We start from the raw sequence: 20930 nt of genomic DNA, 5'->3' as shown, positions 1-20930 counted from the left end.
CCGATCCCGTGGGAACCGACGAGGTGGACGAGCGCTCCAGGGCGCTCGACGCCCGGGCCGCGGAACTGGACGCCCTCCAACGCGAGATCGAGACGGCCCGCGCCCGGGCCGAGCGCGCCGAGCGCGACGCCCAGGACAGACTCGACGACCTGATGGAGCGGGAGAAGTCGGCCGCGGCGCTCAGCGAGAGGGCCCGGGGCGCCCGGGCCGACTCCGATCGTCTCAAGGCCGAGATGACCCGATTGGGCTCCGAGCTCGCCGCGCGCGAGGAGGCCCTGACGCAGCGGAGCCGGCTCCTCGACGAGCGCGAGAACCAGCTCGGGGCCGAGCGCACCGCCCTGCAGTCGCGCACCGACCGGCTCGACGCCAGGCAGGAACGGCTCGAACAGGACAGGGAGGCCGTCGGGGCCGAGCGCGCGGCCATCACCGCCGAACTCGAGCGCCTCGGCGGCGTCAGCGCCGAGGAGGCGCGCGCGCAGCTCATCGCCCGCGTCGAGCAGGACGCCCGCCGCGCGGCCGCCCTGCGGGCCCGTCGCATCGAGGACGACACCCAGGCCGGCGCCGATCGCATCGCCCGCGGCATCATCACCACGGCCATCCAGCGCATCGCCGCTGAGGCCACCAGCGATGCCGCCGTCACCACCGTCGAAGTGCCCGGCGATGAGATGAAGGGCCGCATCATCGGCCGGGAGGGCCGCAACATCCGTGCCTTCGAGCAGACCACCGGCGTCAATGTCATGGTCGATGACACGCCCGGCTCGGTGCTGCTCAGCTGCTTCGATCCGGTCCGACGCGAGATCGCCCGCGTCACCATGAGCGAGCTCATCGCCGACGGCCGCATCCACCCGGCCCGCATCGAGGAGGCGCACGAGCGCTGCAGCAGGAAGATCATGGCCGGCTGCCGTCGGACGGGCGAGCAGGCCTGCCTGGAACTGGGCATCACCGACATGGATCCCGAGCTGCACGCCACGATCGGCGCCCTGCGCTACCGCACCAGTTACGGCCAGAACGTCCTGGCCCACATGAGCGAGTGCGGTCGCATCGCCGGGGCCATTGCCGCCGAGCTCGGCCTGGACGCCGCCAGCTGCAAACGCGCGGCCTTCCTGCACGACATCGGCAAGGCTGTCGTCACCAGCGGCGAGGGCTCCCACGCTCTCGAGGGCGCGGACCTGCTGCGCAGGCACGGCGAATCCGACGAGGTCGTCAACGCCGTCGGGGCCCATCACAACGAGATCGAGCAGAACTGCGTCGAGGCCGTCATGACCCAGGTCGCCGACACGATCTCCGGATCGCGGCCCGGCGCGCGCCGCGAGAGCCTCGAGGCCTACGTCCAGCGCCTGGAGCGCTTGGAGAAGATCGCCGGATCCCACGAGGGCGTCGACAAGGTCTTCGCCATGCAGGCGGGCCGCGAGGTCCGTGTCATGGTCGTCCCCGGGATCGTCGACGACGCGGGGAGCGTCGAGCTGGCCGAGACCATCGCCCACGAGGTCGCCGAGGAGCTGGTCTTCCCCGGCAACATCAGGATCACGGTGGTGAGGGAGTCACGGGCCACTCGCCTGGCCCATTGACCTCCCGGATCGGGCGTCCGTCGCCGCACCGCCGCGGGCCCTGCCGCTGGGTACCATGGACCCGCCATGGACATCCCCGACACGACGACCGCCCAGCCCGGTGCCACCGGTGCGAGCCCGCGCACCTATCGGGTGATCACCTACGGCTGCCAGATGAACGCGCACGACTCGGAGCGCATCGCCGGTCTGCTCGACGAGGCCGGTTACGTGCGCGCGCCCGAGGACGGCGAGCTCGACGAGGCCGACGTCGTCGTCTTCAACACCTGCGCCGTCCGCAAGAACGCGGACAACAGGCTCTACGGCAATCTCGGCCACATGGCCCCCGTCAAGGCCCGTCATCCCGGCATGCAGATCGCCGTGGGCGGCTGCATGGCCCAGAAGGACCGCGACATCATCACCTCCAGGGCCCCCTGGGTCGATGTCGTCTTCGGCACCAACAACATCGGTTCGCTGCCGGCCCTGCTGGAGCGCTCGCGCATCGAGCGGGCCAGCCAGGTCGAGATCACCGAGGCCCTGCAGACCTTCCCGTCCGATCTGCCGACCCGCCGGGAGTCCGCCTACTCGGCGTGGGTGCCGATCAGCGTGGGCTGCAACAACACCTGCACCTTCTGCATCGTCCCCGCGCTGCGCGGCAGGGAGACCGACCGCCGGCCAGGTCAGGTCCTGGCCGAGGCCCGCATGCTCGTCGAGGCGGGCGTCCAGGAGATCACCCTGCTCGGTCAGAACGTGAACTCCTACGGCGTGCAGTTCGGCGACCGTGCCGCCTTCGCCAAGCTCCTGCGCTCGTGCGGGGGCATCGAGGGGCTGGAACGTGTGCGCTTCACCAGCCCGCACCCGGCCGCCTTCACCGATGACGTCATCGAGGCCATGGCCGTCACGCCGAACGTCATGCACCAGCTGCACATGCCCCTGCAGTCCGGCTCGGACCGGGTGCTCAGGCAGATGCGCCGCTCCTACCGGGCCAAGAGGTTCCTGGACATCCTGGAGCGCGTCCGCGCCGCCATGCCCGATGCCGCGATCAGCACCGACGTCATCGTCGGCTTCCCCGGCGAAACGGACGAGGACTTCGAGGACACCATGGACGTGGTGCGCCAGTCCCGCTTCACCAGCGCCTTCACCTTCCAGTACTCGGTGCGCCCCGGCACTCCGGCCGGCGCCCGCCCCGACCAGGTGCCGCGCGAGGTCGTCCAGGGGCGCTACGAGCGTCTGGCCGCCCTGCAGGAGGAGATCAGCTGGGACCAGAACAGGGCCTTCGAGGGGCGGACCGTCGAGGTCATGTTCGCCACCGGCGAGGGCCGCGAGGACGGCGAGCGCATGTCCGGTCGCGCCCGGGACAACAGGCTCGTCCACGTCGCCGTGCCCGCCGATCCGGCGCAGCGCCCCCGCCCCGGCGACATCGCCGAGGTCGAGGTCACCCGCGGCACGCCCCACTACCTGGTGGCCGATGCCCCCCTGCGCAGTCTGCGCCGCACCCGCGGCGGCGATGCCTGGGCAGCCCGCCACGATCCGCGCACCGAGCCGGTCGGCGTCCCCCTCGGCCTTCCGGCGATGCCGCGCGCATGAGCATTCCGCCGCTGGTCGTCATCGTCGGGCCGACCGCCTCGGGCAAGTCGGCCCTGGCCGTCGCCCTGGCGCGTCTGCTCACCGGCCGCGGGCACCCGGCAGAGATCGTCAACGCCGATTCCATGGCCCTCTACCGCGGCATGGACATCGGCACCGCGAAGCCGTCGCCGGCCGAGCGCGGCGGCATCGCGCACCACCTCATCGACGTGCTCGACGTGCGCGAGACCGGCACCGTCGCAGAATTCCAGGCCATGGCGCGCGAGCGGATCGTGGCCCTGCGCGGGGCCGGTGCCGTCCCCATCCTGGTCGGCGGGTCCTCGCTGTACACGCGTGCCGTCGTCGACGACTTCGAGTTCCCCGGCACGGATCCGCTGGTGCGCACCCGCTGGGAGGACGAGCTCGACAGGCTCGGCCCGGCCGGCCTGCACCGAGTGCTGGCCGCCAGATCGCCCGAGGCCGCCCGGGCGATCCCTCCGGGCAACGCCCGCCGCGTCGTCCGGGCCCTGGAGGTCGTCGAGCTGACCGGCCACTACAGCCCGCACCTGCCCGAGCCGCGCTATCTGCTCGAGAACGTCCACCAGTACGGTCTGGAGCTCGACCGAGAGCTCATGGACGAGCGCATCGCCGCCCGCGTCCGCGCCATGTTCGAGCAGGGCCTGGTCCAGGAGGTCCAGCACCTCGTCGACGACGGCCTGCGCGAGGGGACCACGGCCAGCCGGGCGCTCGGCTACCGGCAGGTGCTCGATCTGATCGAAGGACGCATCGATCGGGAGCAGGCCATCCGGGCAACCATCGACGGCACCAGGCGCTTCGCCCGCAAGCAGCTCGGCTGGTTCCGTCGTGACCCGCGCATCACCTGGCTGCGGGCCGGCACGCCCGGACTCGAGCAGGCGATCGCCACCGATCTGCCCGTGCCGGGCCGCCCCTGACCGGGCTGTCCACGATCGTCGATCGGAGGGCACCGGGCTGGATCACGGTGGGAGAATGAGCCTCATGGACACCTGGGGTTTCGCCAAGGGGCACGGCACGCGCAACGACTTCGTCCTGCTCAAGGACCGCACCGGCTCCGTGGCGCTGGGCCCCGAGCAGGTGCGCTTCCTGTGCGACCGCCACGGCGGCATCGGCGCCGACGGCGTCATCCGCGCCATCAAGGCCGCGCACGTGCCCGAGTGGGACGGCGACCCCGATCTGTGGTTCATGGACTACCGCAACGCCGACGGCTCGCTCGCCGAGATGTGCGGCAACGGCCTGCGCGTCTTCGGGCGCTTCCTCATGGAGGAGGACCTCGTCGACTCCAAGGACCTCGTCATCGCCACCCGTGCCGGCCTGCGCGGGGTGCGCGAGCTGCCCGACGGACGCATGTGCGCGCACATGGGCGCGGTCCGGGTCAGCCCCGAACCGACCTGGGTGAGCCACGACGGGCGCCGCTTCGAGGCCACCGCGGTCGACGTCGGCAATCCCCACGCGGTCGTCCTGCTGCCCGCCGACGCCGATCTGGCGTCCTTCGACCTGTCCCGTGCCCCGCGGTTCGACGAGGGCGTCTTCCCCGAGGGCGTCAACGTCGAGTTCGTCCACGTCGACGGCGAGCGCGATCTGTCGGTGCGCGTCTACGAGCGCGGCTCGGGCGAGACCCTCTCGTGCGGCACGGGCGTCGTCGCCGCCGCCGCCCGGGCCCGCGCCCGTGACGGGCTGATCGGGAACTATGCGGTCGCCGTGCCGGGGGGCCGCCTCGAGGTGGCCTTCGGCGAAGACCGGGCCGAGCTCATCGGGCTGGCCGTCATCGTCGCCCGCGGCGAGGTCCTCGTCCCCGATCCGCGCGCCCACCGGGACGCCCCGGCCGCCCCCGCTGAATCATGACCACACCGACCATCGTCACGGGCCCTGCGCCCGGCTGAGGCGACAATGACCCACGACGAGCAGTTCCCCGGCGCGAACGGGTACGACGGCGACCAGCAGGAGCTCGCGGACCGCGTGGCGCTCACCCGCGTGCCCGGCATGTCCACCGAGTTGCAGGACGAGAGCGAGGTCGAGTACCGCCGGCTGCGCCTGGAACGGGTCGTCCTGATCTCCGTGTGGACCACCGGATCGGCGTCCGAGGCCCGCAACGCCATGGCCGAGCTCAAGGCGCTCGCCGAGACCGCCGGATCCCAGGTGCTCGAGGGCCTCGTGCAGCGCCGCCCCCGCCCCGAGGCCGCCACCTACCTGGGCTCCGGCAAGGTCGGCGAGCTGCGCGAGGTCGTCGTCGCCACCGGCGCCGACACGGTCATCGCCGACGGTGAGCTGAGCCCGGCCCAGTTGAGGAATCTCGAGGACCTCGTAGGGGTCAAGGTCGTCGACCGAACCGCCCTCATCCTCGACATCTTCGCCCAGCACGCGCGCAGCGTCGAGGGCAAGACCCAGGTCGAGCTGGCCCAGCTCAACTACCTCAAGCAGCGCCTGCGCGGCTGGGGCGACTCGCTCTCCCGCCAGGTGGGCGGCCGTGCCGCCTCCGGCGTCGGCATCGGCGGGCGCGGGCCCGGCGAGACCAAGCTGGAGACCGACAGGCGCCGCATCGACTCGCGCATCGCGATCCTGCGTCGCAGGCTGCGCGGCATGGACTCCACGCGCGCCATCGGACGAGAGAGCCGCCGCCGCAATCGCATCCCCTCGGTGGCCATCGTCGGCTACACGAATGCCGGCAAGAGCTCGCTGCTCAACCGGCTCACCGGTGCCGGTGCGCTCGTCGAGGACGCCCTGTTCGCCACCCTCGACCCCACGACGCGCCGCTGCAGGACCGCCGACGGGCGCGTCTACACGATGACCGACACCGTCGGCTTCGTGCGGCACCTGCCCACCGACCTGGTCGAGGCCTTCCGCTCCACGCTCGAGGAGTCGGTGCAGGCCGATCTGCTCGTCCACGTCGTCGACGGCTCCGATCCCGACCCCGACGGCCAGATCCAGGCCGTCCGCGAGGTGCTCGACGACATCGGCACGGGGCAGCAGCCCGAGCTGCTCGTCGCCAACAAGACCGACGCGGCCGACTCGGACGTCCTCGCCCGGCTGAGAGCCGGGCACCCCGATGCCGTCTTCGTCAGTGCGCGCACCGGCGAGGGCGTCGACGAGCTGTGCGCCGCCGTCGAGTCGCGCCTGCCCGCGCCCCACGAGCGGGTCGACGTGCTCATCCCCTGGAACCGCGGTGATCTGGTCGACCGCATTCACCGTTACGGCGAGATCGAGTCCGACGAGTACCTCGAGAACGGCACCCGCCTCGTCGCCAGGGTCCACGCCGACCTGGCCCATGAGCTGGCCGGGTTCGTCCTGCAGGGGGGGCGGCGTGCGCCCGGGCCGCGGGGCGCCGACGGCGTAGACTGTGCCGGTGACCGAGCCTCTGCATGAGCGTGTCCTCGACGAGGCCGTCGGGGCCGTCGGGGGATCGACGCGCCCGGGCCAGCGCAGGATGGCCGGTGCCGTCGCGCGGGCGCTCGCCGAGGGCACCCAGCTGCTCGTCCAGGCCGGTACGGGCACCGGTAAGTCGCTCGGCTACCTGGCGCCCGCGCTCGTGCACGCCCAGGCCTCGGACGCCGGGGTCGTCGTAGCCACCGCCACCATCGCCCTGCAGAACCAGCTGGCCACCAAGGACGTGCCCGCCGCTGCACAGGCGGTCGCCGAGGTGACCGGGCGCCTGCCCGTCGCGGCCGTACTCAAGGGGCGCAGCAACTACGCGTGCCTGATGCGCTCGCGCGGCGGCGCGGCACCCGAGCAGTCCAGCCTGCTGACCGCCGACGCCCTGGCCGAGACCGCTCGCAACGGCGCCCAGGACGCCGAATCCGGGCTCGGCGCCGAGGTCGTCGCCCTGCGCTCCTGGGTCGAGGAGCAGGCCGAGGGGCACGGGCTCGCCGACCGCGATGACGCACCCGCCCACTCGGGGCGGGCATGGGCCCAGGTCTCCATCAGCTCGCGCGAGTGCCCCGGGGCGCGCTGCCCCTTCCACGACGAGTGCTTCGTTGAGATCTCCCGGGCCAGGGCACGCGCAGCGGACCTCGTGATCACCAACCACGCCCTGCTGGCCATCGATGCGATGGGCCAGAACGGCGTGCTGCCCGAGCACGACGCCGTCATCATCGACGAGGCCCACGAGCTCACCGACAGGGTCACCGGAGCCGCCGGCGAGGAGCTCGGTCCCCAGCGGGTCGAGCGCGTCTGCCGCCGGGGGGCCGACTGGCTCGACGACGAGACGGCCCTCGACCTCCTCGATGCGGCCGACGCCCTGCGCGGCGTGCTCGAGGACATCGATCCGGGCCGGGTCGGCCCGGCGAACAGCAGCCTCGTCGAGGCGGTAGGACGCGTTCGCGATGCCGCCCGCCGGGCGGCGGGCCAGCTGGGCCGGTCCGGCTCCGGGTCCCAGGCCGAGCCGGAGCGCAGCGCCGCCGCAGCGGCCGCCCGCGAGGTCTTCGAGACCGCTGAGCGCATGGCGGCCATGACCGACGCCGATGTCGTGTGGATCAGCGAGCGCGAGCACTCCGGGCGCTGGCTCAATGTCGCCCCGCTGTCGGTGGCCGGTCTGCTGCGCAGCGCGGTCCTGGCCCGGGCCACGACCGTCCTGACCAGCGCCACGCTCGCCCTCGGCGGCTCCTTCGAGGCCATGGCCGGGCGGGTCGGCCTGCGGGCGGCCGAGCGCCTCGGCGAGGACGAGAGGCCCGACCGCGGCGCATCGGAGGACGACCCGGGCGCCTGGCTGCCCTGGCGGGGCGTCGACGTCGGCTCGCCCTTCGACTATGCCAGGCAGGGCATCCTGTACGTCGCCGCGCACCTGGCCCGGCCCGGACGCGAGGGCATCGGCGGGGACGTGCTCGAGCAGGTCGCCGAGCTCGTCCGGGCCAGTGGGGGCCACGCGCTGGGGCTGTTCAGCTCCCAGCGCGCCGCGGAGGCGGCCACCCGGCACGTGCGCCTGGAACTGCCGAAGCTGTCCGTCCTGTGCCAGGGCGAGGCCCAGCTGCCGGAACTCACCCGGCGCTTCGCGGCGGAGTCCGAGACCAGTCTGTTCGGCACCATGTCGCTGTGGCAGGGCATCGACGTGCCCGGCGACGCCTGCCGCCTGGTCATCATCGACCGCATCCCGTTCCCGCGTCCCGACGACCCGCTCGTGCAGGCGCGTCAGCAGTCCGTCACGAAGGCCGGCGGCAACGGATTCATGCAGGTGGCCGCCTCGCATGCGGCCCTGCTGCTGGCACAGGGCGCCGGGCGCCTCATCAGGCGCAGCGGCGACAGGGGAGTGGTGGCCGTCCTGGACTCGCGCCTGGCGACGGCCCGTTACGGCTCGTACCTGCGCAGGTCGCTGCCGGACTTCTGGACGACGACGGACCTGGAGCGCACGGTCGGTGCGCTGCGCAGGCTCGACGGCTCGTCCTGAGCGGGACCTGCGCGTCCGTGGGGCGGTCAGATGCGGCGGAGGACCGCGACGACCTTGCCGATGATGGTGGCGCGGTCGCCGTCGATCGGATCGTAGTCCTCGTTGTGCGCCACCAGCCGGACATGGCCGTCGATACGGCGGAACTCCTTGACCGTGGCCTCGTCGTCGAGCATGGCGGCGACGAAGTCGCCGTTGTCCGCGGTGGGCTGCTGGCGGATGACGACGTAGTCGCCGTTGCAGATCGCGGCCCCGACCATCGAGTCGCCGTGCACCCGAAGCATGAAGACCGTGCCCGAGCCGACCAGGTCGCGCGGCAGGGGCATGGTCTGCTCGACCTGCTCGACAGCCAGGATCGGTGCGCCGGCGGCGATCGTGCCGACCAGGGGGACGTCGACGGCCTCGGGGAAGGCCTCGCCCAGGTCGGTGGGATCGACGAACTCCCCATCCGGTCGGCCGGACCGCGCCAGGACGACCTCGAGGGCGCGCGGGCGCCTGGGATCGCGGCGGAGGAAACCCTTGGCCTCGAGCACCTTGAGCTGATGGACGACGCTCGATGGGCTCGTCAGACCGACCGCCTCGCCCATCTCGCGGATGCTCGGCGGATAGCCGTGGGCGTCGACACTGGTGCGGATGAAGTCGAGGATGAGGCGCTGGCGCTGGGTGAGCGAGCCGGCGTCCGGGGCCCCGGCCGGCCGGCCGCCCTGGACGGGGGGCCCGGCGATCCGGCGCTTGACGCGGCTGGCCCGCAGCTCGGCGTCGACGCGCGCCCGACTGGGGCGCCCGGCCCTACGCGCAGCGCGTCCTGACGACTCGTGCGCAGCGCCCGCCGCCGGTGAGGAGCCCGTTGTGCCCATGGCGGCATGCTACGCCGGCTGGGCCCGCAATCAAACGACTGTTCGGTTCCGCGTGTCGGCCCCCGGCGTCCTGGGGCGGGGTGATCCATCGGTCCGGCCGCCCGGCCGGCTCCCCGGCGCTCCGGGCGGCCCGGAGAATTGTCGGCGGCGACTGCTTGACTCGGTCGTGCGCGAGGCCACCACGACCGGTTCGGGACGGATGAGCCTCGCTCCGTCTGGACATCTCGAACGGATGTACTATTCTGGTTCTCGAACACACGTTCGAGATCTTCTCGAGACTGTTCGCTGGCATCGGATGGACTCCGGGTCTTCCGCCCGGGCGAGTTCTTCGTACAGGAGGTTGACATGGCACGGGAGATCGACGCGGCCCGGTTCGAGGGGGCGATCCGGCTCGATCAGGCCGTCCTCGGCAAGAGCGGTGACGCCCGGAGCCCCGCCGTCCTGTCCGGAAGCGGCGCGCGTGCCGGTTCGCACGGGCCGGGGGCCCGTCCTGCTCAGCCCATCGTCCCCCGCCGTCCTGCTCAACCCGTCCCACCCGCGGTCCATCAGGGGTTCATCGGCCGTTCGCCGATCCCGGCCCGCCTGGGGGAGGGCGCTTGCCCGTGTGCGTCGTCCGGAGGGACGTCCCCGGGGCCGGTGCACGAGCCGGTCGATGACACCGAGCACGTCCAGGTGCTCAGTGCCGAGATGCTGGCGGCCGCCGTCGGCATCGCCCCGGCGTCGGACGGGGCTCGCGCTGCGGGTGAGCGTGCTCATCGGCGCACCCGTGCGGCCGCTCCCGCCCGGGGCTGGCGCCTGACCGAGCGCGGCATCGCCGTTGTCGTGACGTCCTTCGTCGCCGCGGTCGTCCTGGGGCTCGGCGGCGCGGTGCATTCGTTCCTCTCGATCTCGAATGCGCCCGTTGAGCGGAGTTCCAGTGCCGTCGCCCGGGGCGGCTAGGAGCGGCGATGATTCGTGGCGATCGTTGGCGACGGTGCTGTGCTCGCCGGTGACGATGGTGGAGGCGTTGACGCTCCAGAAGTCGGGGAACTCGACGCCCTTCTGCTCGAAGACGGTCTCGCCGGTCTTCCAGTTGGTCTGCACCACATCACGACGTTGCCAGGTGACCTCGTCGTAGGGATGCACACCAGCCGTGCTGAAGATGCGCTCGACCTTGAGACCGGCGGACTTGTCATCGCGGGCCTTGGTCGGTCCCGTCCGTCGGCGTTCCTCTGCTCAGCCGTCCTTACCGGCCGTGACGAGGGGCGTTGCGGGATCGGCCGGCCCGGGCCCCGGATCGACGGCCCCCGGTGAGAAGGTCGCCGGAGCCTGGTCCGGTGCTGGGTGTACTGTATCTGCATCATCCACATCTAGTAGTTACAAGCCTGTTGTTCGTCCACAGGTTGTGGTTCTTGTCCACAAGCTGCTCACAAGGTGTTGTGGGCGCGCGGTCCGGGACCGCGGGCGGGGCGGGCGGCGGCGCGACGAGTCGAGGGGAGCTGGGTCATGCACTGCCCGTACTGCCGCAACGACGACTCCCGCGTTCTCGACTCGCGTGTGGCCGAGGACGGCGCGAGCATCCGTCGGCGCCGTCAGTGCCCGGCCTGCGGGCGGCGCTTCACCACGATCGAGCAGATGCAGCTCGTCGTGGTGAAGAAGTCGGGCGTCGTCGAGCCATTCAACCGGGACAAGGTGATCAACGGAGTCCGCAAGGCGTGCAAGGGCAGGCCCGTCACCGAGGCCCAGCTGGCCAGGCTCGGCCAGCAGGTCGAGGAGTCGTTGCGGGCCGGCGGCATGGCCGAGATCCCGTCCGAGCAGGTCGGCGTGACGATCCTCGAACCACTGAGCAGGCTCGACGCCGTCGCCTACCTGCGTTTCGCCAGCGTCTACCAGCATTTTCAGTGCGTGGACGACTTCCTGGCCGAGATCGCCAAACTGCGGGAGGCGGAGCGGGAGCGGCGGACGGCTGAGCCCTCGGGTGCGCCGGGAGCCTCCTCGTCAGGGGGTTCCGTGCGCTCCTGAACCAGGACAACCGAATAGTTACGTGTAGTTACGTGTGAGGACACAAACCATGTCGGGCGCAGATCGCCCGAGCCCCGTATGGAGAGGGAACAGGGAACGATGACACAGACTGTGGCCACGACCAAGGCCCGCGATGACAAGTCCGCCGGTCTCAAGGTCGAGCGCATCTTCAGCACGGCTGGTGTGCATCCCTACGACGAGGTCACCTGGCAACGTCGTGATGTGGTGCAGACCAACTGGAAGACCGGCGAGACCGTCTTCGAGCAGAAGGGCGTCGAGTTCCCCGACTTCTGGAGCGTCAACGCCTCCACCATCGTCACCACCAAGTACTTCCGCGGCGCCGTCGGCACCGACAGTCGCGAGTCGAGCCTGCGCCAACTCATCGACCGCGTGGTGAGGAGGTACTCCTCGACCGGCTACGAGGAGGGCTATTTCGCCTCCGAGGCCGACGCCCAGGTCTTCGCCGAGGAGCTCACCTGGATGCTTCTGCACCAGTACTTCGCCTTCAACTCCCCGGTGTGGTTCAACGTCGGCACCCCGAGCTCTCAGCAGGTCAGCGCCTGCTTCATCCTCTCCGTCGACGACTCCATGGAGTCGATCCTGAACTGGTACCGCGAGGAGGGCATGATCTTCAAGGGCGGCTCGGGGGCCGGTCTGAATCTCTCGCGCATCCGCTCCTCGAAGGAGCTCCTGCGCTCCAGCGGCGGTACCGCATCCGGCCCCGTCAGCTTCATGCGCGGCGCCGACGCCTCGGCCGGCACCATCAAGTCCGGTGGTGCCACCCGGCGCGCGGCCAAGATGGTCGTCCTCGACGTCGACCACCCCGACATCGAGGAATTCGTGGAGACCAAGGCTCGGGAGGAGGACAAGATCCGCGCCCTGCGCGATGCCGGTTTCGACATGGACCTGGGCGGCGCCGACATCACCTCTGTGCAGTACCAGAACGCCAACAACTCGGTGCGCGTCTCCGACGAGTTCATGAGGGCCGTCGAGGCCGGCGCGGAGTTCGGTCTGCGCGCGCGCACCACCGGCGAGATCGTCGAGCGGGTCGACGCCCGCGAGCTCTTCGGCAAGATCGCCCAGGCGGCCTGGGAGTGCGCCGATCCCGGCATCCAGTACGACGACACGATCAACGCCTGGCACACCGATCCCGCCTCGGGCCGGATCAACGCGTCCAACCCGTGCTCGGAATACATGAGCCTGGACGACTCCTCGTGCAATCTGGCCAGCCTCAATCTGCTCAAGTTCCTGCGCGAGGACGACACCTTCGACGCCGAGCTGTTCATCAGGGCCGTCGAGCTGGTCATCACCGCCATGGACATCTCGATCTGCTTCGCCGACTTCCCGACCGAGCCGATCGCCGAGACCACCCGCGCCTACCGTCAGCTGGGCATCGGCTACGCCAACCTGGGCGCCCTGCTCATGGCGCTCGGCAAGGGCTACGACTCCGGGGGCGGGCGCACCCTGGCCGCCGTCATCACCTCGCTGATGACCGGCGCCGCCTACCGCCGCAGTGCCGAGCTGGCAGCCGTCGTCGGCCCGTACAGCGGCTACGAGCCCAATGCCGAGGCCCACCGAGGCGTCATCGCCAAGCACGGTGCCGCCAACGAGGCCGTCAGGACCTTCGACGATCTCGACGGCGGAATCCACGAGGCCGCCACCGCCCAGTGGGCCGCCGCCGCCGAGCTCGGCGCCAAGAACGGCTACCGCAACGCCCAGGCCTCCGTACTGGCCCCGACCGGAACCATCGGCTTCATGATGGACTGCGACACCACCGGCATCGAGCCGGATTTCTCGCTGGTCAAGTTCAAGAAGCTCGTCGGCGGATCGTCGATGCAGATCGTCAACGGAACCGTCTCGCGCGCCCTGAAGAACCTCGGCTACGACAAGCCGGCCATCGCCCAGATCGTCGACTACGTCGCCGCCAACGGGAACGTCGTGGGTGCTCCGGGCCTGGCCCAGGAGCACTACGAGGTCTTCGACACCGCCATGGGCGTGCGCGCCATCCCGCCGATGGGCCACGTGCGGATGATGGCCGCCGTGCAGCCCTTCATCTCGGGGGCCATCTCCAAGACGGTGAACATGCCGGAGAGCGCCACCGTCGAGGACATCGCCGACGTCTACATGCAGGGCTGGAAGCTCGGCCTGAAGGCGCTGGCCGTCTACCGCGACAACTGCAAGGTCGGCCAGCCGCTGAGCGCCGGCTCCGAGGGCAGGGACGACAACAGGAAGTCGGATGCCGTCGAGGCCCCCAAGCCAGAGGTGCGCATCGAGTACCGCCCGCGCCGCCGTCGCCTGCCCAAGAGCCGAGCCGGCCGCACCACCAGCTTCTCGGTGGCCGGCGCCGAGGGGTACATCACCACCGGCGCCTACGAGAACGGCAAGCTGGGCGAGATCTTCCTCAAGCTCGGCAAGCAGGGCTCCACGCTGGCCGGCGTCATGGACGCCTTCTCGATCGCCGTTTCGATCGGCCTGCAGTACGGCGTGCCGCTGGAGGGCTTCGTCCAGAAGTTCACCAACCTGAAGTTCGAACCCGCCGGCATGACCGACGACCCGGACGTGCGCATCGCCCAGTCGATCCTCGACTACGTCTTCCGCCGCCTGGCCCTGGACTACCTCGACTTCGACGAGCGCGCTGAGCTCGGCATCTACACCGCCGCCGAGCGCGCCCACTACGTGGAGACGGGTTCCTACCTCTCCGAGGAGGAGGAGGCCGAGCTGCCCGAGAGCGAACTGCTCAAGAACGACGCCGGCGATGACATCGAGGTGGGGGCCGGCGGTGCCCGCCAGCCCAGTCTCATCGAGGCCCCGTCCGGCACCGAGCCCGCCGCCCCCCACACCACTACCGAGATGATGGAGAAGATCACGGGCACCGCATTCGACGCCCCGCTGTGCATGATCTGCGGTACGAAGATGCGCCCCAGCGGCTCCTGCTACGTCTGCGAGGGCTGCGGCTCGACCAGCGGCTGCAGCTGATCGGGTCGGTACCGGGCGCAGAGGAGCCGGCCGGGGGCCGTCTCCCTGGCCGGCCCCCGGCATCCGGGCGGGTCCTGGCGGGCAGGACCCGCCCGGATGCCGGGGCTACAGCCCCAGGAACTCCTTGATCGCCGGCAACTCGCGGCGCGCCTGCTCCAGACCGGCGGCGTAGCTGGCGGTCAATCTGGCCAGGTCGCGTTCGCCGTTGCCGACCGGCATGGCGTCGGGAACGAACAGATAGGCCTTGCCCGCGGCCTCGAGCTCGAAGAGCTCCCGCCGGGTCGCGTTGTAGCCCTCGTGGCGGTGCATGAGGGCGTCGACCACCGCCGGACGCCTGCGGAACACCGTCCGGTAGAGGACCGACTGGCCGCGGGTGGGAGCTGGCTTCACGTAGCCGCGCTCGCGGGTGAGCGCCACCAGGAACTTGTCGAAGCCGGCGGCCTGGGCGCGGTCGAGCCCGATGCCGCCGTCGGGCCCGAGGGCGCCGTCCACGTAGTCCAGCCCCCCGATCGTGACGGTGGGCATGAGACCGGGCATCGTCGAGGAGGCCCGCACGCGCACCATCAGATCGTCCATGGTGCCGGTGTCGGCCTTCGTGAACCAGACCTGCTCGCCGGTGTCGCAGCGGAACGAGCCGAAGTTCGGCCGGGCCGGGTTGGCGCGGTAGGTTCCGAAGTCGAAGGGCAGCGCCTGGTCGGGCCCGCCGGTGCGCTGGTAGATGTACTCGGCGTTGAACCAGCCCTTGCCGCGCAGGAGCGTGACGAGCCCGCCGAAGTGCGGATCGGAGACTATGTCGGTGAAACTGGCCCGGGCCCGCTGCGGATCGCGCGCCATGTAGTTCGCCGTATTGCTGGAGCCGGCCGAGACGCCGGCGATCCAGTCGATGAAGATCTCGTTCTCGATCAGCTCGCCGACCAGAGCACTCGTATAGCTGGCCCGCATGCCGCCGCCCTCGAAGATGAGCGCGGCGTCGGTCACATTGCTGGCCGGTGCGGGGCCGGTGCCTCTGGGATCTGCCACCGGTCCATTCTCCCAGGACCTTGCGGCGGCGGCCCCGGACCGTCTGCCCGGTGGACCGCGCCGGCATGGGGCGGAGCGCACCGATCCAGGACGATGCACGGCCCGTGGCTGGGCATTGGTGCAATTACGGACCGGAGTCGTGCACAAATGGGTGCCCGGCACGGGACGACGACGGCCCGACGCCTAACCTGACGTTCGTAAGACGCGCCCACCGAAGCCGTTTGGAGGTTCGTATGGCTGACCTGACCGTTGACGTCGTCGTCGTCGGTGGCGGTGCGACTGGTGCGGGCATCGCCCGCGATGCCGCGATGCGCGGCTTGGCCGTGGCCCTCGTCGACCGGGCCGACCTGGCCCAGGGCACCACCGCCCGCTACCACGGCCTGCTCCACTCCGGCGGGCGCTACGTCGTCTCCGACCCCGAATCCGCGCGCGAGTGCGCCGACGAGAACAGGACCATCACCCGGATCCATGCGAACGCCGTCGAGCAGACCGGCGGCCTGTTCGTCGTCACCCCGGAGGACTCCGAGGAGTACTCCGACGGCTTCCTGGCCGCCGCCGCCAGGGCCCGTGTGCCCGCCGAGGAGATCACGGTCGCCCAGGCGCTCGCCCGCGAGCCACGCCTCAACCCCGGCGCGAAGCGCGCCTTCGTCGTGCTCGACGGCACCGTCGACGGCTGGGCCATGGTCTGGGGCGCTGCCGAGTCGGCCCGCGAGTACGGCGCCCACGTCCTGCCCTACCACGCGGTCACCGCCATCCACCGCGACGGTGACCGCGTCGCCGCGGTCACCGTCCGCGACGTCAAGGCCGGCGGCGAGAAGCGGATCGCCTGCCGGTTCGTCGTGAACGCCGGCGGCCCCTGGGCCGGCCGGATCGCGGCCATGGCCGGCTGCCACGACGTCGACGTCGTGCCCGGCCGCGGCATCATGATCGCGATGAACCACCGCCTGGTGAACACGGTCATCAACCGCTGCGTCAAGCCGGCCGACGGCGACATCCTCGTCCCGGTGCACACGGTGTCCATCATCGGCACCACCGACGTGAGGGCCGCCGACCCGGACAAGCTGCCCATTCCGCGCAAGGAGGTCCAGCAGATGCTCGACGCGGGCGAAGCGCTCGTGCCCGGTTTCCGCCGGGCCCGGGCCGTGCACGCCTGGGCCGGCGCCCGGCCGCTGGTCATGGACACCCGTGTCTCGGCTTCCGACACGCGCCACATGAGCCGCGGCATGTCGGTGCTCGACCACGAGAGCCGCGACGGCCTGAAGGGCATGCTCACCATCGCCGGCGGCAAGCTCACCACTTACCGCCTCATGGCCGAGCGCATCGTCGACATCATGTGCGGGCAGATGGGTGAGGACCGCCCCTGCCGCACCGCCGGCGAGGCCGTTCCCGCGGCCGACGACAAGCCGACCTACACCGTCACGCACCGCCTGGCCGACCGCGAGAAGGACCGGCGGGACGACCAGATCATCTGCGAGTGCGAGCTCATGAGCAGGACGATGTTCCTTGACCTGCTCAGGGACGATCCGGCCGCCACCCTCGACGACCTGCGTCGCCGCCTGCGCCTGGGCATGGGCCCCTGCCAGGGCGGTTTCTGCTCGACCCGTGCCGCCGGCCTGCTGTGCTCGACGGGCACGCGCAGCTCCGCGGAGGCCACCGCCGAGCTGCGCGGCTTCCTCAAGCACCGCTGGATCGGCCTGTGGCCCATCCTGGCCGGCGGCCAGTTGCGCCAGGCCGCCCTGGACGAGTGGATCGTCCGCGGCACCCTCGACATCGACCACGCCCCCGGCGCCGCCGACCCCGTCGAGCCCTACCCGGTCGGTACCGAGATCGATGAGCGCGACCGGGCCCGTGCCGCAGCCGGCGACAGGCAGGAGGTCCCGGCATGAGGGACGTCATCGTCGTCGGCGCCGGCCTGTCCGGCCTGGTCGCCTCGCTGCGGCTCCGCCGGGCCGGCCTGCACGTCGCGCTCGTCCACTTGGGCCGTGGCGGCCTGCAGCTGGGCCAGGGCACGATCGACGTGCTCGGCTACCGCCCTGACCGCGTAGTCCATCCGCTGGCCGAGCTGGGCGAGTTCTGCTCGCTGCAGGAACGCGGCGGCGGCCCGGCCCACCCGTACACCGTGCTGGGCGCTGACGGCATCCGCGTCGGCGTCGGCTACCTGCGCGAGCTCCTCGGCGCGGCCCTGGTCGGCGACGTCGAGACGAACACGGCACTGCCGACCGCCCTCGGCGGCCTGCGCCCGACCGCTCTGTACCCGGCCTCCATGGCGGCCGGCGCGGTCGGCCTCGACCCCGCCCGCCCCGGCGCGCTGCGCGCCGGAAGTTCCGTCGTGGTCGTCGGCATCGACCAGCTCAAGGACTTCTCCTGCGAGCTCGTCGCTCAGAACCTGGCGACCGTCGAGTTGCCCGGCGGCGGTCACCTCGCGACCCGCTGCGCTTCGATCAGCTTCCCCGGCCGCGGTACCGAGGCCGACTCGAATGCGGTCAACATCGCCCGCGCCATCGGGCGCACCGAACGCCGCAAGGTCTTCACGCGGGCGCTCGAACAGGTCGCCGGGCACGGCGAGACCATCGCCGTGCCGGGCGTCCTGGGACTGGGCGAGGAGACCTTCGAGGCCGTCGCCGCCGAGCTCGGCCAGCCGATCTTCGAGATCCCCCTGCCGCCGCCCTGCGTGGCCGGCATGCGCCTGAACGACAGGCTCACCGACATGGCCAAGGCGGCCCGCGTCGAGATGATCCTCGGTTCGCGCGTCATCGGCGCCCAGACCGGCGGCGAGGGGGTTCTGTCCCTGACCGTCGCCACCGCCGGCCACGACACGCACATGAGGGCCCGCGCCTTCCTGCTCGCCCCCGGCGGCTTCGAGTCCGGCGCCCTCGAACTCGACTCGTACGGCACGCTGCACGAGTCGGTCCTCGGGCTGCCCCTGGCGGTCCCCGACGGGGAGCTCCTCAACGACAGCTGGGCCGGCCAGCAGCCGGTCTTCAGGGCCGGTGTGGCCACCGATCCGGCGATGCGCGTCGTCGAGCCGATCACCGGCGGGCCCGTCCACGCCAACCTCTACGCGGCCGGCGGCGTCCTGGCCGGCGCCCAGCGCTGGGACGAGAAGTCCGGCGAGGGCGTCGCCCTGGCAAGCGCGGTGCGCGCCGCCGATTCGATCATCGAGCAGCTGAAGGAGTCCTGATGAGCACCAGCACCACTGCAACCGGGCGCGAGCAGGCGGCGGACGCACGATCCGACGAGTCCTTCCCGGTCTGGGACCACCTGAGGAAGGCCAGCCCGCGGCTCAACCACGACCCGAACAGCTACGAGGCCCAGCAGCTCAATCGCCTCTCCCTCGACCAGTGCGTCAAATGCACGATCTGCGAGACGCAGTGCCCGGTCGCCCGGGTCACCGAGATGTTCGCCGGCCCCAAGTTCGTCGGTCCGCAGGCCGAGCGCTTCCGCAACGGCGAATCGGTCGACCGCACCCTCGATTACTGCTCCAGCTGCGGCATCTGCACGTTGAACTGCCCGCAGGGCGTCAAGATCGCCGAGATCAACTCCATGGCGCGCGCCGTCATGAAGCAGGACCACATGCCGTTGCGCGACCGCCTGATCACCCAGACCGCCCTGGAGGGCCGTGTCCTGACGCCCGTCGCCCCCCTCGCCAACTGGGCGCTGAGGCGCAGGCCGCTGCGCGTGGCCGTCGAGAAGGTCGTCGGCGTCCACCGCGACGCCCCGATGCCGGTCGCCCAGTCCCGGTCGATCCGCGGCTGGCTCAAGCATCGCGAGGGCCCCATGGCCCGCCGTCCCGGTCAGCCGGACCGCGGCCCGGTGATCTTCTTCACCGGCTGCGCCGGCACCTACTTCGAGGTCGAGACCAGCAAGAAGACCATCGAGGTCCTGGAGCACCTCGGCTGCACCGTCATCGTCCCCTCGCAGGGCTGCTGCGGCCTGGCCAGCCAGTCGAACGGCCTGTTCGACCGGGCCCGCTCCTCGGTCGTCGAACTGGCCGGGGACCTGGCCGCCGGCGGCCAGGACGTCCCGGTCGTCTCGAGCTCCGGCTCCTGCGTCGGCATGCTCAAGCACGAGGCCCACGAGATCATGGGCGTCGAGGACCCCACGGTCATGGACATCGGCTCGCGCATGCGCGAGACCAGCGAGTTCCTCCTCGACCTGTACGACGCCGGCGAGCTGCCCACCGACTTCGAGCGCATCGAGATGACGATCCCGTACCACGCCCCCTGCCAGCTCAAGGGCCAGGGCATGGGCATGCCGGCCGTCCGCCTGATGGAGCTCGTGCCGGGCCTCACCGTTGTCGAGTCGGGCGAGAACTGCTGCGGCATCGCCGGCACCTACGGCCTGAAGAAGGAGAAGTTCGAGGTCGCCCAAGCCATCGGCAGGCCCCTCTTCGACAAGTTCAAGGACTCCGGCTCCGAGCTCGGCGCCTGCGACACCGAGACCTGCCGCTGGCAGATCCGCAAGGGCACCGGCATGCCGGTCGTCCATCCGATCCACGTGATCCACGCGGCCTACGGCCTGTCCGACATCCGCAGCCCCGAGGTCTGACCGGACCGGGGCCTGCCCCGCCGCCCTCACTCCGTCGTGAGCACTTGGCGCGCCGTCTGGTCGTCCACGATCAGATCGGTCATCACCTGCGCGCGCAGCGCGGCCAGCAGCGGTCTGGCCTTGGCCCGCCCCGAGACGACGCCGATGCGCCGCGGGATGCGCCGCAGCTGGGTGGGGGTCAGCCCGGAGGCGCGGGTGTTCATCTCGATGTCGGCCCAGGAACCGTTCTCGCGCAGCAGGACCGTGCACACGTCGCCGACGACGTGGTCGCGGGCCATCGCGGCACGGTCCTCCCCGTTGAAGTAGCCCGACTCGTAGACGTGGCTGGGCAGTCCGCCGACCAGCGAGCCGACGCCGAAGACGGCCAGCGAGCACTCTCTCTGGGCGTCTCGCACGCGCATGATCGAACGCTCGCGCCACATGGCGTCGCGGGTACTCGTGTAGTCGAAGAAGGCCGGCACGGGGAAGAGCACCGAGTGGGCGTTGAAGGCGCTGGCGAAGCGCGACGCGATGTTCGAGACGTAGTCGATGCCGGTCGTCGAGTCGTTGGCGGCGCCGTTGAGCTGGACCAGGGTGCAGCCCTTGAGCGGTTTGGCCAGCAGATGCGCGGCGACGGCGTCGATCGTCGTCCCCCAGGCGATGCCGAGGGTGGTGTGATCGCTCATCGCCTCGCCGATGGCGTTGGCGGCGACCTTGGCGACCCGGTCCAGACGGGCCACGTCCGACACGGACTCGCGCACGCTGACGACCTGGGCCCTCACCCCGAAACGGTCGGAGAACTCCTGCTCGACGTCGGAGGAGGCGTCGCGCGGATGGGTGAGGCTGATGCGGACGATACCGGTGTCGCGGGCCTGCTTGAGGCTGCGCGAGACGGTCGAGCGGGAGACGCCGAGCTGACGGGCGATGGCGTCCATCGACTCGCCCTGCACGTAGTAGAGCACTGCGGCCCTGTACATCTCGTCATCACGGTCCGACACCCCGTCCACCTTTCATCCGGTATCGCGGATCGGC

At 71.2% G+C, this 20930-nt stretch carries 16 protein-coding genes; 13 read left to right on the top strand and 3 right to left on the bottom strand.

Going from position 1 to position 20930, the window contains the following annotated elements; genetic code table 11:
• From rny to R2N01_RS03990, 6 genes are all read left to right on the top strand, one after another.
• A partial coding sequence (gene rny / locus R2N01_RS04015; protein WP_316668703.1) for a ribonuclease Y occupies positions 1-1568 on the top strand: 1568 nt, incomplete at its 5' end.
• Positions 1569-1634: 66 nt separating this feature from the next.
• A complete protein-coding gene (gene miaB / locus R2N01_RS04010; protein WP_316668700.1) occupies positions 1635-3131 on the top strand; it encodes a tRNA (N6-isopentenyl adenosine(37)-C2)-methylthiotransferase MiaB in 1497 nt (498 codons plus the stop codon).
• Complete coding sequence (gene miaA / locus R2N01_RS04005) at positions 3128-4060, top strand: tRNA (adenosine(37)-N6)-dimethylallyltransferase MiaA (RefSeq protein ID WP_316668698.1); 933 nt, start codon at positions 3128-3130, stop codon at positions 4058-4060. The genes miaB and miaA overlap by 4 nt, the downstream gene beginning before the upstream one ends.
• Before the next feature lie 64 nt (positions 4061-4124).
• Positions 4125-4988 carry a diaminopimelate epimerase gene (gene dapF / locus R2N01_RS04000; protein ID WP_316668696.1) on the top strand — a complete coding sequence of 288 codons (864 nt, stop codon included), beginning with the start codon at positions 4125-4127 and terminating at the stop codon, positions 4986-4988.
• A gap of 45 nt (positions 4989-5033) precedes the next feature.
• Positions 5034-6506 carry a GTPase HflX gene (hflX, locus tag R2N01_RS03995; RefSeq protein WP_316668694.1) on the top strand — a complete coding sequence of 491 codons (1473 nt, stop codon included), beginning with the start codon at positions 5034-5036 and terminating at the stop codon, positions 6504-6506.
• A gap of 61 nt (positions 6507-6567) precedes the next feature.
• Positions 6568-8520, top strand: coding sequence for an ATP-dependent DNA helicase (locus tag R2N01_RS03990; RefSeq protein ID WP_316668704.1), 1953 nt, complete (start codon positions 6568-6570; stop codon positions 8518-8520).
• A 26-nt stretch (positions 8521-8546) separates the two neighbouring features.
• On the opposite strand, the gene lexA is transcribed toward R2N01_RS03990, so the two are convergent.
• The gene (lexA, locus tag R2N01_RS03985) at positions 8547-9374 is read right to left on the bottom strand and encodes a transcriptional repressor LexA (RefSeq protein ID WP_316668692.1); all 828 of its coding nucleotides are present in this window, start codon (positions 9372-9374) and stop codon (positions 8547-8549) included.
• 345 nt (positions 9375-9719) lie between these two features.
• Between lexA and R2N01_RS03980 the strand changes: the two genes are divergently transcribed.
• From R2N01_RS03980 to R2N01_RS03965, 4 genes are all read left to right on the top strand, one after another.
• Positions 9720-10313, top strand: a complete 594-nt coding sequence (locus R2N01_RS03980) for a hypothetical protein (protein ID WP_316668690.1) — start codon at positions 9720-9722, stop codon at positions 10311-10313.
• Positions 10314-10328: 15 nt separating this feature from the next.
• The gene (locus R2N01_RS03975; protein WP_316668688.1) at positions 10329-10667 is read left to right on the top strand and encodes a hypothetical protein; all 339 of its coding nucleotides are present in this window, start codon (positions 10329-10331) and stop codon (positions 10665-10667) included.
• 192 nt (positions 10668-10859) lie between these two features.
• Entirely contained in the window at positions 10860-11375 is a 516-nt protein-coding gene (nrdR, locus tag R2N01_RS03970) for a transcriptional regulator NrdR (protein ID WP_316668686.1), read from the top strand.
• A gap of 99 nt (positions 11376-11474) precedes the next feature.
• Positions 11475-14351, top strand: a complete 2877-nt coding sequence (locus R2N01_RS03965) for a vitamin B12-dependent ribonucleotide reductase (protein ID WP_316668684.1) — start codon at positions 11475-11477, stop codon at positions 14349-14351.
• Between the two features lie 105 nt (positions 14352-14456).
• On the opposite strand, the gene R2N01_RS03960 is transcribed toward R2N01_RS03965, so the two are convergent.
• Entirely contained in the window at positions 14457-15371 is a 915-nt protein-coding gene (locus R2N01_RS03960) for a DUF6363 domain-containing protein (protein ID WP_316668682.1), read from the bottom strand.
• A 233-nt stretch (positions 15372-15604) separates the two neighbouring features.
• On the opposite strand from R2N01_RS03960, the gene glpA reads away from it, so the two are divergent.
• The 3 genes from glpA to R2N01_RS03945 are packed head-to-tail and all read left to right on the top strand — an operon-like array spanning position 15605 to position 19919.
• Positions 15605-17257 (top strand): anaerobic glycerol-3-phosphate dehydrogenase subunit GlpA, encoded by a 1653-nt coding sequence (gene glpA / locus R2N01_RS03955; RefSeq protein WP_316668679.1) that lies wholly within the window; start codon positions 15605-15607, stop codon positions 17255-17257.
• A complete protein-coding gene (glpB, locus tag R2N01_RS03950; protein ID WP_316668677.1) occupies positions 17254-18552 on the top strand; it encodes a glycerol-3-phosphate dehydrogenase subunit GlpB in 1299 nt (432 codons plus the stop codon). Before glpA ends, glpB begins: the two co-directional genes overlap by 4 nt.
• The gene (locus R2N01_RS03945) at positions 18552-19919 is read left to right on the top strand and encodes an anaerobic glycerol-3-phosphate dehydrogenase subunit C (RefSeq protein ID WP_316668676.1); all 1368 of its coding nucleotides are present in this window, start codon (positions 18552-18554) and stop codon (positions 19917-19919) included. The genes glpB and R2N01_RS03945 overlap by 1 nt, the downstream gene beginning before the upstream one ends.
• 26 nt (positions 19920-19945) lie before the next feature.
• Here the strand turns inward: R2N01_RS03945 and R2N01_RS03940 are convergent, their stop codons facing one another.
• Entirely contained in the window at positions 19946-20896 is a 951-nt protein-coding gene (locus R2N01_RS03940; protein ID WP_316668675.1) for a sugar-binding domain-containing protein, read from the bottom strand.
• Positions 20897-20930: the final 34 nt, after the last annotated feature.

This window comes from uncultured Propionibacterium sp. (assembly GCF_963539965.1).
Taxonomy (GTDB): Bacteria; Actinomycetota; Actinomycetes; order Propionibacteriales; family Propionibacteriaceae; genus Propionibacterium.
Note: the sequence above shows the minus strand (reverse complement) of the source record. Positions and strands in the feature narration are given on the sequence as shown.

Excerpts from the sequence above, each read along its gene's own strand:
- miaB (WP_316668700.1), top strand. The coding sequence starts at position 1,635 with ATGGACATCCCCGACACGACGACCGCCCAGCCCGGTGCCACCGGTGCG.
- miaA (WP_316668698.1), top strand. The coding sequence starts at position 3,128 with ATGAGCATTCCGCCGCTGGTCGTCATCGTCGGGCCGACCGCCTCGGGC.
- dapF (WP_316668696.1), top strand. The coding sequence starts at position 4,125 with ATGGACACCTGGGGTTTCGCCAAGGGGCACGGCACGCGCAACGACTTC.
- hflX (WP_316668694.1), top strand. The coding sequence starts at position 5,034 with ATGACCCACGACGAGCAGTTCCCCGGCGCGAACGGGTACGACGGCGAC.
- R2N01_RS03990 (WP_316668704.1), top strand. The coding sequence starts at position 6,568 with ATGGCCGGTGCCGTCGCGCGGGCGCTCGCCGAGGGCACCCAGCTGCTC.
- lexA (WP_316668692.1), bottom strand. The coding sequence starts at position 9,374 with ATGGGCACAACGGGCTCCTCACCGGCGGCGGGCGCTGCGCACGAGTCG.
- R2N01_RS03980 (WP_316668690.1), top strand. The coding sequence starts at position 9,720 with ATGGCACGGGAGATCGACGCGGCCCGGTTCGAGGGGGCGATCCGGCTC.
- nrdR (WP_316668686.1), top strand. The coding sequence starts at position 10,860 with ATGCACTGCCCGTACTGCCGCAACGACGACTCCCGCGTTCTCGACTCG.
- R2N01_RS03965 (WP_316668684.1), top strand. The coding sequence starts at position 11,475 with ATGACACAGACTGTGGCCACGACCAAGGCCCGCGATGACAAGTCCGCC.
- glpA (WP_316668679.1), top strand. The coding sequence starts at position 15,605 with ATGGCTGACCTGACCGTTGACGTCGTCGTCGTCGGTGGCGGTGCGACT.
- glpB (WP_316668677.1), top strand. The coding sequence starts at position 17,254 with ATGAGGGACGTCATCGTCGTCGGCGCCGGCCTGTCCGGCCTGGTCGCC.
- R2N01_RS03945 (WP_316668676.1), top strand. The coding sequence starts at position 18,552 with ATGAGCACCAGCACCACTGCAACCGGGCGCGAGCAGGCGGCGGACGCA.